General features: G+C 58.0%; 14 protein-coding genes. 6 read left to right on the forward strand and 8 right to left on the reverse strand.

All coding sequences use genetic code 11. From position 1 onward, the window contains the following. Window positions 1–2: 2 nt before the first annotated feature. Both HMPREF1292_RS02235 and HMPREF1292_RS02240 read right to left on the reverse strand, forming a co-directional pair. Window positions 3–896, reverse strand: a complete 894-nt coding sequence (locus HMPREF1292_RS02235; protein WP_023018553.1) for a glycosyltransferase — start codon at window positions 894–896, stop codon at window positions 3–5. Beyond that, window positions 896–1,801, reverse strand: a complete 906-nt coding sequence (locus tag HMPREF1292_RS02240) for a hypothetical protein (protein WP_023018554.1) — start codon at window positions 1,799–1,801, stop codon at window positions 896–898. The genes HMPREF1292_RS02235 and HMPREF1292_RS02240 overlap by 1 nt, the downstream gene beginning before the upstream one ends. A 182-nt stretch (window positions 1,802–1,983) precedes the next feature. Between HMPREF1292_RS02240 and HMPREF1292_RS02245 the strand changes: the two genes are divergently transcribed. Continuing rightward, entirely contained in the window at window positions 1,984–2,598 is a 615-nt protein-coding gene (locus HMPREF1292_RS02245) for an ADP-ribosylglycohydrolase family protein (RefSeq protein ID WP_021352071.1), read from the forward strand. Window positions 2,599–2,643: 45 nt separating this feature from the next. On the opposite strand, the gene HMPREF1292_RS02250 is transcribed toward HMPREF1292_RS02245, so the two are convergent. Continuing rightward, entirely contained in the window at window positions 2,644–4,629 is a 1,986-nt protein-coding gene (locus tag HMPREF1292_RS02250) for a M13 family metallopeptidase (RefSeq protein ID WP_023018555.1), read from the reverse strand. A 28-nt stretch (window positions 4,630–4,657) separates the two neighbouring features. On the opposite strand from HMPREF1292_RS02250, the gene HMPREF1292_RS02255 reads away from it, so the two are divergent. Further along, window positions 4,658–5,377 (forward strand): hypothetical protein, encoded by a 720-nt coding sequence (locus HMPREF1292_RS02255; protein WP_023018556.1) that lies wholly within the window; start codon window positions 4,658–4,660, stop codon window positions 5,375–5,377. A 2-nt stretch (window positions 5,378–5,379) separates the two neighbouring features. After that, entirely contained in the window at window positions 5,380–6,234 is an 855-nt protein-coding gene (locus HMPREF1292_RS02260) for a PrsW family intramembrane metalloprotease (protein WP_023018557.1), read from the forward strand. On the opposite strand, the gene HMPREF1292_RS02265 is transcribed toward HMPREF1292_RS02260, so the two are convergent. The 3 genes from HMPREF1292_RS02265 to HMPREF1292_RS02275 form a co-directional block, all read right to left on the reverse strand. Continuing rightward, on the reverse strand, window positions 6,235–7,833 hold the full coding sequence (locus tag HMPREF1292_RS02265) for an aldehyde dehydrogenase family protein (protein ID WP_021352067.1): 1,599 nt from the start codon (window positions 7,831–7,833) through the stop codon (window positions 6,235–6,237). A gap of 82 nt (window positions 7,834–7,915) precedes the next feature. Beyond that, window positions 7,916–8,668, reverse strand: a complete 753-nt coding sequence (locus tag HMPREF1292_RS02270; RefSeq protein ID WP_232218000.1) for a S1 family peptidase — start codon at window positions 8,666–8,668, stop codon at window positions 7,916–7,918. Between the two features lie 169 nt (window positions 8,669–8,837). After that, window positions 8,838–9,779 carry a trypsin-like serine protease gene (locus HMPREF1292_RS02275; protein WP_023018559.1) on the reverse strand — a complete coding sequence of 314 codons (942 nt, stop codon included), beginning with the start codon at window positions 9,777–9,779 and terminating at the stop codon, window positions 8,838–8,840. 127 nt (window positions 9,780–9,906) lie between these two features. Between HMPREF1292_RS02275 and HMPREF1292_RS10985 the strand changes: the two genes are divergently transcribed. Next, window positions 9,907–10,080 carry a hypothetical protein gene (locus HMPREF1292_RS10985; protein ID WP_023018560.1) on the forward strand — a complete coding sequence of 58 codons (174 nt, stop codon included), beginning with the start codon at window positions 9,907–9,909 and terminating at the stop codon, window positions 10,078–10,080. Window positions 10,081–10,216: 136 nt separating this feature from the next. Here HMPREF1292_RS10985 and betT read toward each other — a convergent pair whose 3' ends face one another. Next, the gene (gene betT, locus HMPREF1292_RS02280; protein ID WP_024272634.1) at window positions 10,217–12,382 is read right to left on the reverse strand and encodes a choline BCCT transporter BetT; all 2,166 of its coding nucleotides are present in this window, start codon (window positions 12,380–12,382) and stop codon (window positions 10,217–10,219) included. 242 nt (window positions 12,383–12,624) lie between these two features. Here betT and betA point away from each other — a divergent pair, with 242 nt between their 5' ends. Next, entirely contained in the window at window positions 12,625–14,397 is a 1,773-nt protein-coding gene (gene betA, locus HMPREF1292_RS02285; RefSeq protein ID WP_034645552.1) for a choline dehydrogenase, read from the forward strand. 16 nt (window positions 14,398–14,413) lie between these two features. Here the strand turns inward: betA and HMPREF1292_RS02290 are convergent, their stop codons facing one another. Beyond that, window positions 14,414–16,012 carry a PepSY domain-containing protein gene (locus tag HMPREF1292_RS02290; RefSeq protein ID WP_023018562.1) on the reverse strand — a complete coding sequence of 533 codons (1,599 nt, stop codon included), beginning with the start codon at window positions 16,010–16,012 and terminating at the stop codon, window positions 14,414–14,416. 226 nt (window positions 16,013–16,238) lie between these two features. Here HMPREF1292_RS02290 and HMPREF1292_RS02295 point away from each other — a divergent pair, with 226 nt between their 5' ends. After that, window positions 16,239–17,189: a hypothetical protein gene (locus HMPREF1292_RS02295; protein WP_034645558.1), complete on the forward strand. Its 951-nt coding sequence runs from the start codon at window positions 16,239–16,241 to the stop codon at window positions 17,187–17,189. Window positions 17,190–17,196: the final 7 nt, after the last annotated feature.

The raw sequence follows: 17,196 nt of genomic DNA on the forward strand, positions 1-17,196 counted from the left end.
CTTTAGCTGTTTCCTGCCCCGGCTTCTGACCGGAACAACACCCGATACGCAAATCGCAGCAGTGGCGGCGGAAGTACCCGGAAAGTATTACGCGCGAAAAAATTAAACACGGCCCGGGGCCACGAGATCAAACCATAGCTGACCAAGTTACGCTGCAGCCGCCATTCGGAAACAAACGCCTTTTTGTGCAAGCGGCGTTGAAACATTGCATCGTTCACCCGAAAGTACAATAAAGGTTCCACTAAGTTCGCGGCCTTTGCCCCGTGTGCCAGCATGCGTGCAAGAAAGTCATAGTCTTCCAACAGCGCCACCGGACGATAGCCACCAACTGCGCGTGCGAGTTCTGTTCGCATGATGACCGTCGGATGGTTGAACGGCGTCACCGTTTTTACTTTCTTGGCAATTTCCTCGGTGGGCGTTCCCGGACGACGCGCCACGATAAGTTCTTCCGGCTCACCGTCACCATCCCCATCGAATTCATACATGGCCGCACCTACTAGGTCCAGGTTATCGTAGGCAAGCGCGGCCAATTGGAACTCGAAGCGGTGCGGCAAGCACACATCATCGGCGTCCATCACTGCGGTGTAGGTGGTTGTGACCTCATCCAAGCTACGTTGGCGCGCAATGGCAGCCCCACAGTTTGCTGGCAAACGAAACAGCGTGATGCGATCGGCATATTCCGCCAACACCGCGTCCAGCTCCTGCCCAACGGGGCCATCGACGGTAACGAGGATTTCTTCCGCCGGGCGCGTCTGGTGCAGTAAAGAATCCAGGCACGCACGCAAGGCATCGGGCTGGTCCCTGTGATAAACCGACATGATCACGCTGAGATCGGTCTGCAGCCGCGGAGCACTTGGCTCATTTGGCGCATTCGGCTCGTTTGGCTCAATTGGCATCAGCGAATTCCCCACAACTCCGCAATTTCCCGGACTGCCGCACGCGCCGTGGTAGGCGTGGCAACGTGGCGGTGTGCGGTAAGTTGCTGCCGCACCACCCGCTTGCCGACGCCCGCAACCGCAGAAGAATCTGCACTCCCGAAAGTGAGCACCAGTGCGTCAACCAGGTCAGCGTGCTCCAGCAACAAATCGGCCCCAGCCCACTTGCCCCACGCGAGCAATTCGTTGCTTTCTGCAGTGGTTTCCGCGGAAGCACGCACTGCCTCCACCGCACGGCGTACAAATGCACTAGCTTCTGCAACAGAAGCCTCCGGCAGCAAAGGAAAATGCACGCTGAAAATTGCCCGCTGCGAATAACCAGCCAATGCGGCGATCTCCGGCTCCCACGACATTTCGCGGGCAGCACCGGCATACCACCAGCCACCAACCACCGCGACGGCCACCCCACGTGGGTTTTCTGGCAGGTACCACCGGCCAAACTCATCGTCCCGTGTCTCGATTCCTTGGGCATAGGCCGTAACTGGCAACGAATGATCCACTGCGCTTCCCAGCATGATCATCGCAGCGTGGGTGATGCGGTCCGGCAGGCGGGCCAGATAATTTTCGATTTCTGCGCGCGCGTCGGCAAGCTGGTTACTGGGGCGGTCAGTTCCCGACTGGGCTGCGTCGGCCTGTGCAGATGCAGCATACTCAGAGGCATTTTTCCCGGCCTCTGCCTCCCAACCAGCGGGTTTATCGTAGTGAGCATCAATAAACGACGCCAGCTGCTCCAAGCGTTCGCTTTCCGGCATCTCGCGCTCGTGGCCCCCGATCTGAAAATCGTCGTACATGCGTGCTTCTTCCGCACTTAAACCTTCTGGGCGCTGCTTGCTGACGTTTTTATTGATCGCACTATTTTCCGTCATGGGTTGTAGTTTACGTGGCTAGTCCAGCTGACTAGTCCAGCCGGCTAGTCCAAACTTCTAATCCAGGCGTCGGGTCCAGCCGTCTAATCCAGGCGTCGGGTCCAGCCGTCTAATCCAGACGTCGGGCAGGCCTGGCTCGGTACTATGGGGCCCAACAGTGATCCATGTGAAAGGAGTCCCTGATGACCGCAGTCGCAGAAATTTTTAATGCGAAGTTACAGCCAGGCAAAGAAGAAATCGCCGCACAATACGGCAATATCACCGATTTGCAGGGCTTTTACCGCCTGGTGGACCCGGCCGGGGAAGTCGGCATCGAGGTCTATGTGGGCACCGACGATTCCGAACAGCTCCGCCAACTATCACTCAGCTACCGCGCCGCAGACAACCTGGACCCACGCGCGGCAGATAACCCGATCGTGTCCATGCAACATTCTGTACTGGGGCAACGCTCCGTAGCCTACGGACTATGCGATTCCGTCGCCGTCGAACAGTGGGTACGCGCCATGATGACTGGGCAGCGGGGTGCGGCGTTTTCCAACGGCATCATCCCGATTTTCGCCATCCGCGGCACCGGAAAATCCCCCGATGCCCACATCAGCGCAGTACACCTAGACAAGGGCACCGTTGATTTCGCGGAAGGCACCGTCAACGTCGACGGTGAAGTGAAAAACTTTGAGCTGCACTTCCGCACAGAATTAACGCCCAGCGAGCAAGATGAAAAAGACACCTATGGCTTGCTGGGCGTGCACCGCGACAATGGCGAAGAGTATGTCCTCGCCAGCCTCACGGTGAAATAACGCAGGCAGCTGCGTGCTGCATGCTACGAGCTACTTGCGCAGTAGTTACCAAATACTGACGCGCTGCTCCGGCGGCAAATACATCGGCGAATCCGTGTCGACTTCTTCGAAGGCCTCGTAGAATTCATCGATGTTTGCTGCGATCTGGTTACAGCGGAATTCCGCTGGTGAGTGTGGGTCAATGGCCAAGTACTGCTTCGCCATTTCTGGGCGAATCGCAGTGCGCCAGACCCGCCCCCAGGCCAGGAACAACCGCTGTAGGCCGTTGAACTTCCGCTCATAAAGCTCAGGCTGCGCGCCTTCAACCGCAAAGGCTTCCACGGCGGTGTCGTCGTAGCTCATGCCGCGATCCTGCAGATACAACCGGTACGCCACCACGGCGATACCCAATCCTCCCAGGTCGCCAATGTTTTCACCCAAGGTGAACTCACCGTTCACGCCCGGCTTCTCAACGCTGTCGGTGCTCTCAGCGTTGTCGGCAGAACCGTCTGTACCGCTTCCCGCGGCCTGCAGTACTGATGGCACCAAACCATCGAATTGCTGCACTAGTTTCTCGGTCAGCTCGTCAAAAGCCGCGCGGTCTTCATCCGACCACCACTGGTTCAGGTTGCCCTGGCCGTCGTAATTCGAGCCCTGGTCGTCAAAACCATGACCAATCTCGTGCCCGATGACGGAACCAATCGCACCGAAGTTCTCCGCGGCATCCGCCTCTGGGTTATAAAACGGCGCGCGCAAAATCGCGGCCGGGAAGGTGATGTCGTTGACCACTGGGTTATAAAACGCGTTGACAGTCTGCGGGTTCGCCACCCACTCGTCACGACGCGCCGGTTTGCCAACCTTGCCCAGCTCATAGTCATGGCTAAACGCAGCCCCGGCGCGCACGTTTGCCACCAGATCGGCACCTTTCGGGGAGAACTCCAAGCCGGAATAGTCCCGCCAGGTATCCGGGTACCCGATTTTCGCCTTAAACTGTTCCAGTTTCTCCAACGCACGTTCACGAGTAGCTTGCGTCATCCACTCCAGCTCAGAGATGCGCTGGCGGTAGGCGCGAATCAGGTAATCCACCAGCTCCAGCATGTCTTCCTTAGACGAGGCCGGGAAATGCTTGTCGACGAAGAGTTTGCCGATCTCCTGCCCCACCACAGATTCCACGATTCCGACAGCACGCTTCCAACGATCGCGCTGCTCGGTGGAACCAGTGAGCTGGCGGCCGTAGAAATTGAAGTTCGCCTCGGTCACTTCTTCCGGCAGAATGCCCGCGCGGGAGAGCAGAATGTGCCAGGTGGCCCACAGCTGCCAGTCCGCTAACCGGTCGTCGGTAAGCAGCCCAACCAGATGTTCCACATAACTCGGCATCATGTTCACCAGGCGGTGCTCCGGCAAGTTGCCACCACGTAGCAAGCGCTGGATCAACTCTGGCAGCTCGTCGAAATCCGTCGGGTTGTAGGTTTTCAGGGCATCGCGGCTAGCAACCACATCCCAATGCCCAGAGGCGATTTCGGTTTCCAGGGCCACGATGCGCTCTGCGGCCACGTCGGCATCCAACCCGAACAGCTTCGCGGGATCCACAAAGCCCAGCATCTTTGCGACGTGCTCGCGGTAGGCAGCCAAGGTTTCCGCATGGGTTTCGCTGCGATAGTAGGCCTCATCCGGGAGACCAAGCCCGGATTGCACCAGGTAGGCCACCGAATCTTCACTGCCAGAATCCTTTTCTACCCAGAACGTCAGCGGGCTGCCGACGCCGACGCGTTCCAGTGCACCCAGGTTTTCTACGAACTCACCAATATCAGCGACAGAAAGCTTGGCGAAGTCGTCGGCAAGCGGTTCCAACCCAGCAGCATTGACGCCTTCGGTATCCATGAAAGAGGCAAACAGGTTACCGGCGCGGCCGTTGTCCTCGTTCACGATCTCGCGAACATCTTCTTCGGCCTGATCACGTAATTTGTGAAAGGTGCCATCCACGGCGCGATCGTCCGGGATCACATGGTTTTCCAACCACGGGCCGTTGACATAGCTATATAGGTCATTCATGTTTGCCTAGTTTACTAGGCTGGCTAGCATGCCCGCTCCAGTTTCTCTGCCCAATCTGCACCCCACCCAACTGCGCTTGTACCGTAGCCAGCCGCAACGCACCACGTTGCTGTGGGTGGTGCTTGTCCTGGTGGTCGTCGCCGCCATGCTCGCTCCGGTGGTGCTCAACAAGGTCACCCCGTCGGCGCAGCAGGCCACCACTCCCCTGGTGGTGAAAGACCCTGTGGCCGGTGCAGAGATACGCCTAGCGGACCGGGAATGCCCCGTTGATGCCATGGCGCTGACCGGACAGGGCTGGAACTGCCCTGGTCTACATATTGAATCGCTGACCACCCCGCACGCCGGTGATCCGGACCTGACGCTGCGCCGCATGTTTCGTTTTGTGGCGGGCACCGACCTGCCCGAAGGCGATATTCTGCGCGCAGGCGAACAGCGTTTGCTTATCGAGCCCAACGGCCACGGTATCGCCATGTCGACGAGCCAACTCGGCGCTTCCCAGGTCATCGTGTTCCGTGGGCGCATCAACGAAAACTTAGATATTGTCACCGGCTCCTGGCGGGAAATTTCCGGCGAGGAACTGCCAGAAATCGTCCGCGAGCTGCTACAAAGCTATACCGGAACGGGCAGCGATGCGGCGGACAATCCGCTGCGAGCCCCAGAACCACAACCCGTGCATAACGCAGCACCACATCCGAGCGCACAAACACACAGCAACACACAAGCACACACCGTCAGGCGGGTCGCATAATCATGAGTAAATTATTCCGCTATTCGCTATTTTTGTTCATCCTGCTGGGCTTGCCATTCATGGCTCTGCCGGTGCTGACGCATGCTCTCGCCCTCCCCGTGCCAGCGGTAATCAGCACAGTGTTCACTGTGTTGTATCTGGGTATTCTCATCGCAGTGGTTCGCAAGACCCGCCTGTGGCCATACCAGGGCTGGGCACCCGCGTTGTTGGCGGTGCTGTGGGGTGCGGGCACCAGCTACGCGCTGGTGTCGGTGAGCGCACCGTCGATTATTGACCTTGCCGCACATACCGGCGCCACGACAACAGCCGCGTCCTGGGGCGGGGCGTACCCAGAAGAAATCGCGAAAGCCACCGGCGTAGTTTTTATTTTATTGGCGTTTAAGCAGCTCAACCGCCCGTGGCATGGTTTTGTCATCGGCATGCTGGTTGGCTTAGGTTTTGAATCTTTTGAAAATCTGCTTTACGGCATCGTGATGTCGCCGATCCACCCATCCTCAGACATCATGGGGGTTCTGCAGATTTGGGGTGCGCGAGTGTTCCTCGGCCCGTTTTTACATATCGCGTTCACCGGTCTGGCCGGTTGGGGCATCGGTTGGGCATTGTTTGCCGCTGACCGGAGCCTGGGGTGGCGGCTCACGCACGCGCTGGGTTGGTTTGCCGTGGCGTTCGCCTGCCACTTCGGCTGGAATATTCTTGGTGACGACCTCGTGCTGCTCATCGGCAGCAAGATCGTCACCGGAATCGTGCTGTATGTGTCGTTTATCTACGCCTGGGTGGCCGCCTACAAAGCGGCCAAACCCCACGACGAGTTGTATACGGCGGTCAGCCAGTTACCGAATAAGCAACCGACTCACTAGTTACTGCTGGCCAAACTGACCGTGCACGGTAGGCGTCAGGTTGTGGTACACGTGCTTGTGCTCCTGGTATTCCGCCAAGCCGACCTCACCTAGTTCGCGGCCGTTACCGGATTGCTTGTAACCGCCCCACTCTGCCTGCGGCAGGTATGGGTGGTAGTCGTTGATCCAGATGGTGCAGTGCCGCAGCCCGCGCACGATGCGCTCGGCTTTGCCGGCATCGGTGGTAAATACTGCGCCGGTCAGGCCGTAGATGGTGTCGTTGGCGATCTCCAGGGCTTCGTCTTCATCGCGGAAAGTCTCGATGGTGACGACTGGGCCGAAGGCTTCGTCGTAAACGAAATCCATGTCGGCATTGCGGTCGACGCCGTCGATGACCGTCGGCAAGTAATAAAAACCTGCGCCCAGATCCGACTGCCCGGTGCCGTGCTGGCCGTTGGTGTCCTCGCTGGTGGCAACGCGACCGCCAGAGAGGATCTTCGCGCCGTGTTCGCGGGCTTCTTCTACATAACCGGCGACTTTCTCGCGGTGCTCGGCGGAAATCAGCGGGCCGGTTTCTGCCTTGTCGTCGGTTGGGCCACCCAACTTGATGTTGTTGGCGCGCTTGGCAAATTCTTCGACGAATTTATCGTGCAGCGATTCCTCCACCAGAATGCGCGAACCCGCCGAGCAAACCTGGCCGGAGTGGAAGAACGCGCCGTTCAACGCGTTGTCGACGGCAACGTCGAAGTCTGCATCCGCGAAGATGATGTTCGGGTTCTTGCCGCCCAGCTCCAGGGCCACGCGCTTGACGGTTTCTGCCGCGTTGCGGGCGATGAGCTTACCGGTTTGCAGGCCACCGGTGAACGAGACCATGTCCACGTCAGGGTGCGTAGACAATGGGTTACCGCAGTTTGCGCCTGCACCGGTGATCAGGTTAGCCACACCGTCAGGCAGGCCGAGTTCCTTGGTGACGGCCATCAACAGCATTGCGGTGTGCGGGGTCAGTTCTGCCTGCTTGAGCACGAAGGTATTACCAGCAGCGATGGCCGGTGCGACCTTATAGGCGACCTGCAGCAGCGGGTAGTTCCATGGGGTAACCATGCCGACGACGCCGACTGGTTCGTGATCAATGCGCGAGCGCACATTATCCATGCCCGGGTCGATCACGCGGCCGGCCTGGTGGCCGATCAAGGTGCCGAAATGTTCGAAGGCTGCGGCGATATCGTCCATATCCACCAGAGAATCTTCGAAGCGCTTACCGGTGTCTGCGGATTCTGCGGCGGCGAAGAGTTCTTTATTTTCCCGGATTTTATCTGCAATACCGATGACCAAACGGCCACGGTCCCGGGCTGGCACCGACGACCACACGCCGGAGTCAAAAGTTTCACGGGCTACCTTGATAGCCGCGATGGTGTCGTCATCCGTGGCTTCCGAGACCATGCCCACCGTGGTGCCATCAGCAGGGCAGTTAATGGTGCGAGTGCCGCCTTTTTGCGCCTGGCGCCACTGCCCACCAATGAACAAGCTGGCTGGGGCGTCGTTTCCGGCGCGGTAGACGTCGGCAAGCAAGTCCGTGGTGGTGGGGTCAAACAGCGTGCTGCGGTTATTCGCGTTGGTCAAAATGACACCTTTCGCTTGGATTTTTCATGTCTGAATATCCCAATTTTACTGCGAAAGGTGGCCCCGCGCTGTGCAAGTTTGCTCACGCCCGTGGCAAGAAACCTTTCAACCGCAACAGTTTATCCATCCCATTGACCGCTCCATTGCCTAGATTTGGTTCATCTCCATTGCGCGCCATAGTCTGCTTGATCCAGTTGATCTCAGCTGAGATATCGGCCAAGTTCATCGGCGTTCCGTTGCCAGAAATCGCGGAGGCTACGCCGGATAGCTTTCCGTCAATGAACAATGGTCCGCCGGAATCACCAGGCTGTGCATACGCTCCGTCTTTGTGGTGAACGGTGTACATTTTGCCGTTGTTATAGCTGCCGTTTTGATATAAGTTTTTCACTTCTGCCTGGGAGTACGGCAGCCGCTTGTGCGCGGTGCTATCCCAGCCGTAGAAGGTACCCACTTGTCCTGGCTTGGGCGCTTCAGTAGCTAGCTCTGGGTAGCTGTCGAATGTGAATGCGGAATGCGTGGACATACGCACCAGGGCAATATCGCCGGTTGGTGCGTGGTAGGCCTCTTCAGTGCCATCCACTCCAGTCTTTTCGACACCGGTGTGCAACAGGTGCGCCGTGGTGCCGTTGCCGAAGCAGTGTTTTGCTGCCAAAACCCAGTGCGGGCTGATGGCAGTTCCGGTACATCCGCCAACGATGACGACGTTTTTCGCCAGTGCATCGTCATCCGAGACCGGAGTGCCGCCCTGCACGGCATGAGCGGACGGGGCGGCAATGATGCTTGCTGCCATTGTTACGGCAGCAGCTAAAGATAGCGCAATCTTATTTATGTTCATGCGGGACATAATACTTCATTTGGAAAAGTCTCCATTTCGACTAAAAACCATATGAGAGTAATTTAACAATCCGTTAAGCCCCGCATACCCCCTGTGTAAACCGCATCAGACGATTCCTCTGCGGTTCATTTCAGCGTGGTCCAAAAAAAAGAAATTCCCGGACAGAAATTTACAGGCTGGACGACGACAGCAGCGGACTGCCCTGGTTAGGCCGTGCAGGTTTCGCTGGCTGCTGCTTTCCAGGCTTTGGCTGGGCAGGTTTTGGTTCCTGCTTCTCTGGCTGCGCAGGTTGCGGCTGTGGTTGCTCTGGATTTGGTGCCTGCTCCTGAGTTTGCTGCCCGTTCTCTTTATCTTTTTCTGCCCCCGGCTTCTTCAGCCCCTTCTCCTGCAAAATTTTGTCCATGCCATTAACCGCGCCATTGCCCAGGTTTGGCTCGTCACCGTTTTTCGCCATGGTCTGTTTGATCCAGTCCAGCTGCGCAGAAATATCGGCCAAATTCAGTGGCACGCCGTCACCGGAAATTGCGGAAGCCACACCAGAGAGCTTGCCGTTGATGAAGAACGGCCCACCGGAATCACCTGGCTGCGAGTACGCACCGTCTTTGTGGTGCACGGTATACATCTTGCCATTGTCGTAGCTACCGTCCTGGTACATACCTTGCACCTCAGCCTGGGAGTGTGGCAGCCGCTTATGCGAGGTGTTATCCCAACCGTAGAAGGTTCCTACCTGGCCTGGCTTCGGTTCCTCCGTGGCCAGCTCTGGGTAGCTGTCAAAATCAAATGAGGAGTGCGTGGACATGCGCACCAAGGAAATATCGCCACTCGGTGCGTGATAGACCTCTTCGGAGCCTTTAGTGCCGGTCTTTTCAATTCCGGTGCGTACCAGCTTTGCGGTGGTGCCGTCACCGAAGCAATGCCGTGCTGCCAGCACCCAGTGTGGGCTGATGGCGGTGCCGGTGCATCCAGAGACGATGACGACGTTTTTCGCGTTTGCATCGTCATCGGAAACTGGAGTTCCGCCCTGTACGGCGTGAGCGGCTGGAGCGGTAATGATGCTTGCTGCCATCGTTGCGGCAGCAGCTAAGGACAGCACAATCTTTTTTGTATTCATGCGCATTACAATACTTTATTCGGAGAAGTCTTGTACTGAGCTGAATGTGGGTCGCAAGTTATTTAATGAATGCGATAATTTACACACTGCTAACACCGGAGCTGCTGCTTTTTGCTAAGGAGTCCTCATGAGCTATTCAAAACTGGCACAGTCGTGCATCATTGCCGCATGGGCAGCATTGATCATCCCTATACTGTTGATGATTTTTGTTGACTCCACCGGCGGACTGTGGCTTTTGGTTCCAACTTTCCTGACAGCTGCTGCTGTTACTTCTTTTTGGACAATAAAAGCCACACAATAGCTTCATCCGAACAGCAAGAAACCCCCGGAATCACAGCGGACTGTTGCCTACAAGGTGATCTGGGGGCTTCGCTATAGCTGTACTGCTGACGCGCTAATCGCACCGCGGTTACTAGCCAGGGTCAATAACACCGGCTTTATTCGGAGAAGTCTTCCTTCCAGCTGCGAACCGGATCCGAATTATCCGACAGGTCCGAAGAACCACGCAGCGGCGCCTGCATGTGCAGGTACTCCAAGTGGCGATCGTAGAGGTCAAGTACGTTATTGATCAGCTGATCTTCGTCGTAGCCATAGACGTCAAAGCCCATGGATCCGTTGTTATCGAAGACCTCCAAGCGATAATAATCACTATTTCCGTCCACGAAATCCGGGCTTTCAGTCTGGATTGGGTACAGCTGATAACGGAACTCGCGCTCGTCACCCAGCTGAATTTCCAGGTCCAGCTGCGGCAACTGACACTCTGGTACCAAGCTGGTGAGCAAACGGGCATCCAGGCCTTCGTTGCGCAACTCGGTGCAGAGTTTCTCCAGCGCAGGAGTGGCGGTGTTCTCGAAGTACGCGGTAATTTCCTCGCCGTTTGGCCAGCGGTTGGCACGACCAATCCGGGATTTCCACCGGGCACCGGCAACACGACCGGCAATCGCGGAGTGCAGCGCCACCGCGCGGGAATCGCGTTGGATATTTTCTTGCCGCAGGGACTTCCACAGCGAGAACATCACCATCCACATCACGAAAGCGAACGGCAAGCCCATGATCACCGTGGCCGCCTGCACCGCGGCCACACCACCAATCCCCAGCATGCCCAGCGTCAATACGCCGACGGTCAGCGACCAGAACACGCGCAACCACGGCGCGCCATCCTGACGATGGTCAATGATGTGCGAGGTGAAGTTCGCCATCACCAGCGCACCGGAGTCCGCCGAGGTGATGTACAACAACAGACCACACAAGGTAGCCAGCAAAATCAGTGCGGACGCACCCGGGTAAGTACCCAGCAGTTCATAGAAACCGGACTCCGGCTGTGCCATGGCGGTTTCGGCAAATTCTTCATTGTTGCCACCCATGACCAAATCCAGTGCCGAGTTACCAAAAAACGACATCCACAGCACGATGAATAGGAATGGGAACATCAAAGTACCGATGACGAATTGGCGCAGGGTGCGGCCGCGGGAAATGCGTGCCAGGAACAGGCCGACGAAGGTCGCCCAAGCAATCCACCAGGCCCAGAAGAACAGCGTCCAGGCTTCCATCCACGCGCTGACGGCTTCCTGATCATCCGCGTAGGCGTAGGTGTCCATCACCCAAGCCGGGAAACTCGCCAGCATCGTGCCGACGTTATCGATCAGCGAGTTCAGCAACCAGGCGGTCTTACCGGCGATAAGCACGTACAAGCCCAAGAAAATGGCGACGGCCACGTTGAGCTCCGAAAGACGGCGAATACCCTTGTCGACGCCGGAAATAGCGGAAATCGTCGCCACGATCACGCCGACGGCAACCAAGGTAGCCTGCAAGCCCATGGTCACCTCAAAGCCGAAGATAATGTGCAAACCGTAGCTGAGCTGGACCACACCGATGCCCAGCGACGCCGCGATACCGAAAACGGTACCCAGCATCGCGGCAACTTCCACGGAATGCCCAGCAGCACCGTGAATACGCTTGCCGATGATGGGATACAGCGCCGAGCGGATCGCCAACGGCATGTTCAAGCGGTAGGCGAAGTAACCAAAAGCCATGCCCATCAACGCGTACATGGCCCAACCGACGATTCCGTAGTGGAACATAGCCCAGGCCACGGCTTCTTTTGCCGCAGCGTAGGTTTCTGGGTCCGTTGTTGGCGGCTCAAAGTATTGTGTAAGAGGCTCAGCGACACCGAAGAACATCAGGTCGACGCCGATACCGGCAGCGAACAACATCGATGCCCAGGTGTACAGGCTGTACTTCGGACGGGAGTGGTCCGGCCCCAGCCGGATACTGCCGGTGCGAGAAAATGCTACGACCAACACGAAGATGACCACCGCGGTGGCAGTTAAAATATAAAACCAGCCAAAATTACCGGCGATCCAGCTGGTGATCGCGTTCAGGTTGTTTTCCGCAGATTCCGTAGCAATGAAGGTGTAGAGCGCGATTGCCAAGATGATCGCACTGGAAAAACCAAACACCATCCAGTTCGGCTTCGCCACTGGGACGTCATCGCCGTGATCATAGCCGGTTTCTACACGGAAGGTTCCCACCAGCGCCCGCGGGATAAACCGCGAAGCTCTAGTATTTGTCGATTGCGGCTCAGCTTGTTCAGCCACCACCATCTCCTTATTTTACTGTTACGCATATGCCGCTGCGTTGTGCGGATGCGTTGTGCGGATTTTTTGATTCCATTTTGAACCAATTCTCAGTTTTCAAGCTTTTTGACTGTATACCATCACACAGTCATTGGCTAGGGCTATTTTTCACCGCTAGGCTGGAATATTGTTCCGCACACGGCTACCGCCGTGGGCTCTAGCAGTAGAAAGGACACAGCGTGAGCATTTTTTCGCGACTGTTTAATTCCATGAATGCCGCGACCTCGGCCAAAAAAGCGTCGAAAAACTCGGCGCCAGTTACCGACGAGGTCAGCGATGTCGTAGTCGTCGGCGGTGGATCTGCAGGATCGGTGGTTGCTAACCGCTTGACCGAAGACCCTGATACCCGCGTCGTCGTCCTGGAAGCCGGACGCCCAGACAGCATCTGGGACCTTTTCATCCACATGCCTTCGGGCTTCTCCTTCCCCATCGGCGATAAAGACTACGACTGGCTCTACGAAACCGAGCCAGAGCCAGAGATGAATGGCCGCCGCGTACCCCACGCCCGCGGCAAAGTCTTGGGTGGTTCCGGTTCCATCAACGGCATGATTTTCCAGCGCGGCAACCCGCTGGATTATGAAAAGTGGGCAGAAAACCCAGGTCTAGAGCACTGGGACTACGCACACTGCCTGCCTTATTTCAACAAAATGGAAACCGCGAAAGGCGCCGACGCCAACGATCCGCGCCGTGGCCACAACGGCCCGCTGTACCTGTCCCGCGGCCCGGCCACCAGCCCGCTGTTCCAGGCACTGTTCAAATCCGTGCAGGAATCCGGCTACGAGCTGACCAACGACGTCAACGGCTACCGGCAGGAAGGCTTCGCGCCTTTCGACCGCAATATTAAAAAAGGCCGCCGCCATTCGTCGGCACGCGCCTACCTGCACCCAATCTTGCAGCGGGAAAATCTGGAAGTACGCACCCAGGCTTTCACTCGTCGCGTGATTTTCGACGGCACCACCGCCAAGGGCGTGGAATACGAATGGCGGGGCGCTACCCGCCGAATCTACGCGGACAAGGTCATCCTGGCTTCCGGCGCTATCAACACGCCACAGCTGCTGCAGCTTTCCGGCGTGGGCCCACGCGAATTGCTGGAAGAGCACGGCATTGACGTCGTCAAGGAACTGCCAGGCGTGGGTGAAAACCTGCAGGATCACCTGGAAGTCTATATCCAGTATGAGGTAGATACGCCGCATTCCTCGCAGCCTTACCTGCGCAAGTGGCGCTGGCCTTTCATGGGCCTGCAGTGGTTGCTGACCCACAAGGGCCCTGTGGCAACTTCCCACTTTGAGGCCGGTGGCTTCGTGCGCTCCAACGACGACGAAGAATACCCGAACCTGATGTTCCACTTCCTGCCTATGGCAGTGCGTTACGACGGCACCCCAGCCAAGGTCAAGCATGGTTTCCAGTGGCACGTCGGCCCAATGTTCTCCGATACCAAGGGCTGGGTGCGCATCCAATCGGCAGACCCACACGTCAAGCCCAAGATGCTGTTCAACTACCTGCGTACCGAGCAAGACCGCCGCGAATGGGTCGAGGCTGTGCACAAGGCACGTGAGCTGATGGCCACCGACGCGATGGCCGAGCACGGCACCCGCGAATTCTCCCCTGGCCCGGCCGTGCAAACCGACGAGGAGATCCTGGAGTGGGTCCGCAACGACGGCGAAACCGCTTTGCACCCTTCCTGTACTGCAAAGATGGGCGCTGAGGACGACCCAATGGCAGTGGTGGACCCAGACACCATGCAGGTGTGGGGCACCGAAGGCTTGTACGTCGTCGACGCTTCGGTCTTCCCATCAATCACCAACGGCAATATTTACGCGCCGACGATGATGGTCGCGGAGAAGGCAGCAGACCTGATCAAGGGCAAGAACCCACTGCCAGCAAACAACGCGCCGTTCTACCGTGCCGGTCAGGACATGCCGTTGTACGCCGAAGGAGAAGAACGCCGCGACCACGTCGAGGCGCCTAGCTCCTGGGAGTAATGAAAACCGATGCTAATTAAGCACGTGCGCCGTCGACAGCTGCACGCCTGGTTTCATGCCCAACGTGCCCAGTGTGCCCGGCGCGCTTGCTCAGCAAGACGTCGGCAAACAGCATCGCTGCCAAGCTAATTCCGAATAGCGGCAAGAAACCGCCCACGGCAACCAGGAGTACTGCGACGATGATCCACTGCTTGGTGCTCAGCTTCGTGCGTGGCCCCGGGATGCCTGCGGTTGCGCCTGGGGTTGGGCGGCGCTTCCACCAGATCATGTAGCCCAGCACCACCAGGCCCGCGATGGCCAGCGCGGTGACCAACAGCAGGATCTGCAGTGGCAGGCCGAACATGATGCCCATGTGCAGGTAAATGCCCCAAGAAGTCAGCTTGGAAAACAGTGGCAGCTCGGAAAATGGCAGGCGGTCGATGACTTCGCCGGTCTCACCATCGACGGAAATGGCATCCGAGGTGGTGCGCCATTCGGTCCAGCGCTCGCTGGCCTGCCAGCCGTGCTCCACGCTTTCGCCTGGGTACATGCGCAATGAACCAGTCAGGCCCTCTTCACGAGCCGTCGCCAAGACCTGATCGGCCTGTTCGGCAATTTCCTCCGGGGTCCAGGTGCGAGCTTCTGCCTCTGCTTCCGCGCCACCGCCACCGCCGTGGCCAGCGTGTTCTGCGTGCGGGTCTGCGGCTTCTGCTGATTCACCGCTGAGTTCCGTGGTGATCGGATCCGCCCGCCACTGCAACGCTTCCACGGTGCGGTTTACGTTTCCGCCAGCGTAAGTGGACCACGTAATTCCGGTGACCGACAGCGCCAGCATGCCGATGAGCATCCAGGTTCCCGTCACGCCGTGCAGGTTGACCAGGCGACGACGTCCGCTGCCTTTGTTTTTGGTGTCCTTGGCATCCTTGCCCTCTTGGGCGCCACCATTTTTCACTTCTTTGCCGGTACGCGCGTTACCGAACCCGAATAGCTGCTGCACCTTTTTATTGCGGGAAGCCCACAACACCAGGCCACCCAAGGCGAAAAACCACAACCAGCTGGCAGCCAGCTCCGAGTACAGCTCGCCTACTGGCCCCAGGTGCATGCTCTCATGCAGGTGTGAAATCCACCGGCGCAGAGGCAACTCGCCCAGACCGGAATAAGATGGCTCGTCACCAACGACGGCTCCGGTGTACGGGTTGACGAACACACTGCGCAGTTCTGCCTCGTCAATGGTTTCGTCGATAAGCAGCACGCGGGTGGTCTCACCAGGTTCCGAGGACGGCCACACCTGGGCAATATCCAAATCCGGGAAGGCTTCGTGGGCGTTATTTACTTGCTTTTCCAACGAGATGGTGTTGGTAACGCCTTCTGCTCCGGGTGGCGGGGTGACGGTCAGTACGTCCTGGTACACCAGCTTTTCTGCGGTGGGTGCGACTGCATACAGTGCACCGCTGATGGCGGCGATGAGCAGGAACGGTCCGATGAACATGCCAGCATAGAAATGCAGGCGTCGGAGCAGCGCAACCAGTGCATTGGGTTTGCGTGCGCCACGTTTATTGCGCGCAGAGGTCTCGTCGACGGCGCCAGCAGGCATCGTGGTAGATGCTTGCGCTGGGCGATCTTGGCGTAGAGTCATGGACAAAAGCCTTCGGGTTCGGGGACTAAAACTTGTTAAGTGAAGTTCTCGTCTGCAGCCGCGAACTACACAAAGTAGTCGCACCCCGAGTGGGAAAAGTTCCCAAGCAATTTTTAAAGTTTCGGGTTGATGATCTTTTCAAGTCAACCGGTTGAAACTTCCCAGCAAAATAGGCATGAGACACACCACCGCGATGCTTTCCACCACACGACTTAAACTGCTGGGCATGACCTCTCACGCTGCAGTACAGATCTCCGCTGGCACCTACACCGCCACGATCGACCCGCATGGTGCTGGCCTGGCAACCTTGCTTTACGACGGAAAACCCCTGGTAGCGGGCTATACGCGCACCCGTCCGATGACCGCCGGAGCACTCCTCGCACCGTGGCCCAACCGTACCGGCGACGGCATCTTTTCCCACCACGGCAGCATCCACCGTCTAGCCTGCAACGAGGCCGACCGCAACAACGCTTTGCATGGCTTTGCCGCCGAAGCTGCGTGGGAAATCACCGACCGCTCGCCCGGTTGCGTCACTTTGCAGTGGCAGGGCCCGGCGCGCACCGAATGGGCCTGGCCGCTGCACTATTCCATCACCTGGGCGCTTGCCGGCGATGGCCTGTCCGCAGAACTCACTGTCACCAATACCGGCACCGAATCTGCCCACCCCGGCACCGAGTCCAGCCCCTTCGGCCTGGGCTGGCACCCGTACCTCAGCGCGCTGGGTGCACCGCTGGATGAGTGCACCTTATCTATGTCAGCAGCCACGAATCTACCGCTCGACCCTGACCGCTTGCTTCCGGCGGGGCCGGAAATCCCGGCCACGGAAATCGTCGACAAGCAGCAACACATGGCGGGAATAGAATTGGACCATTGTTTTCGACTGGAAGCACCCCAAACCAGCAGCGATCACGCAGCCCACCGGATCGAACTGCGCAATGCCGACGGCCACGGCGCCATACTGTGGGCGGATGAGCATTTCAGTTGGTGTCAGGTCTACACTTCACCGGAATCTGCCCCGAGCATCGGCAGGGCTGTCGCCGTGGAGCCGATGACGTGCCCGCCAAATGCACTGCGCAGTGGCGAAAGTTTGCTGCAGTTGGCGTCGGCAAGCAGCATGAGGTTCCGTTTCGGAATTTCCGCCACTTCGACCCCACCTCACCCTAAACCAACCCTTTAGGGTTATG

Origin of the sequence: Corynebacterium sp. KPL1995 (assembly GCF_000477935.1) — a bacterium.
Lineage (GTDB): Bacteria > Actinomycetota > Actinomycetes > Mycobacteriales > Mycobacteriaceae > Corynebacterium > Corynebacterium pseudodiphtheriticum.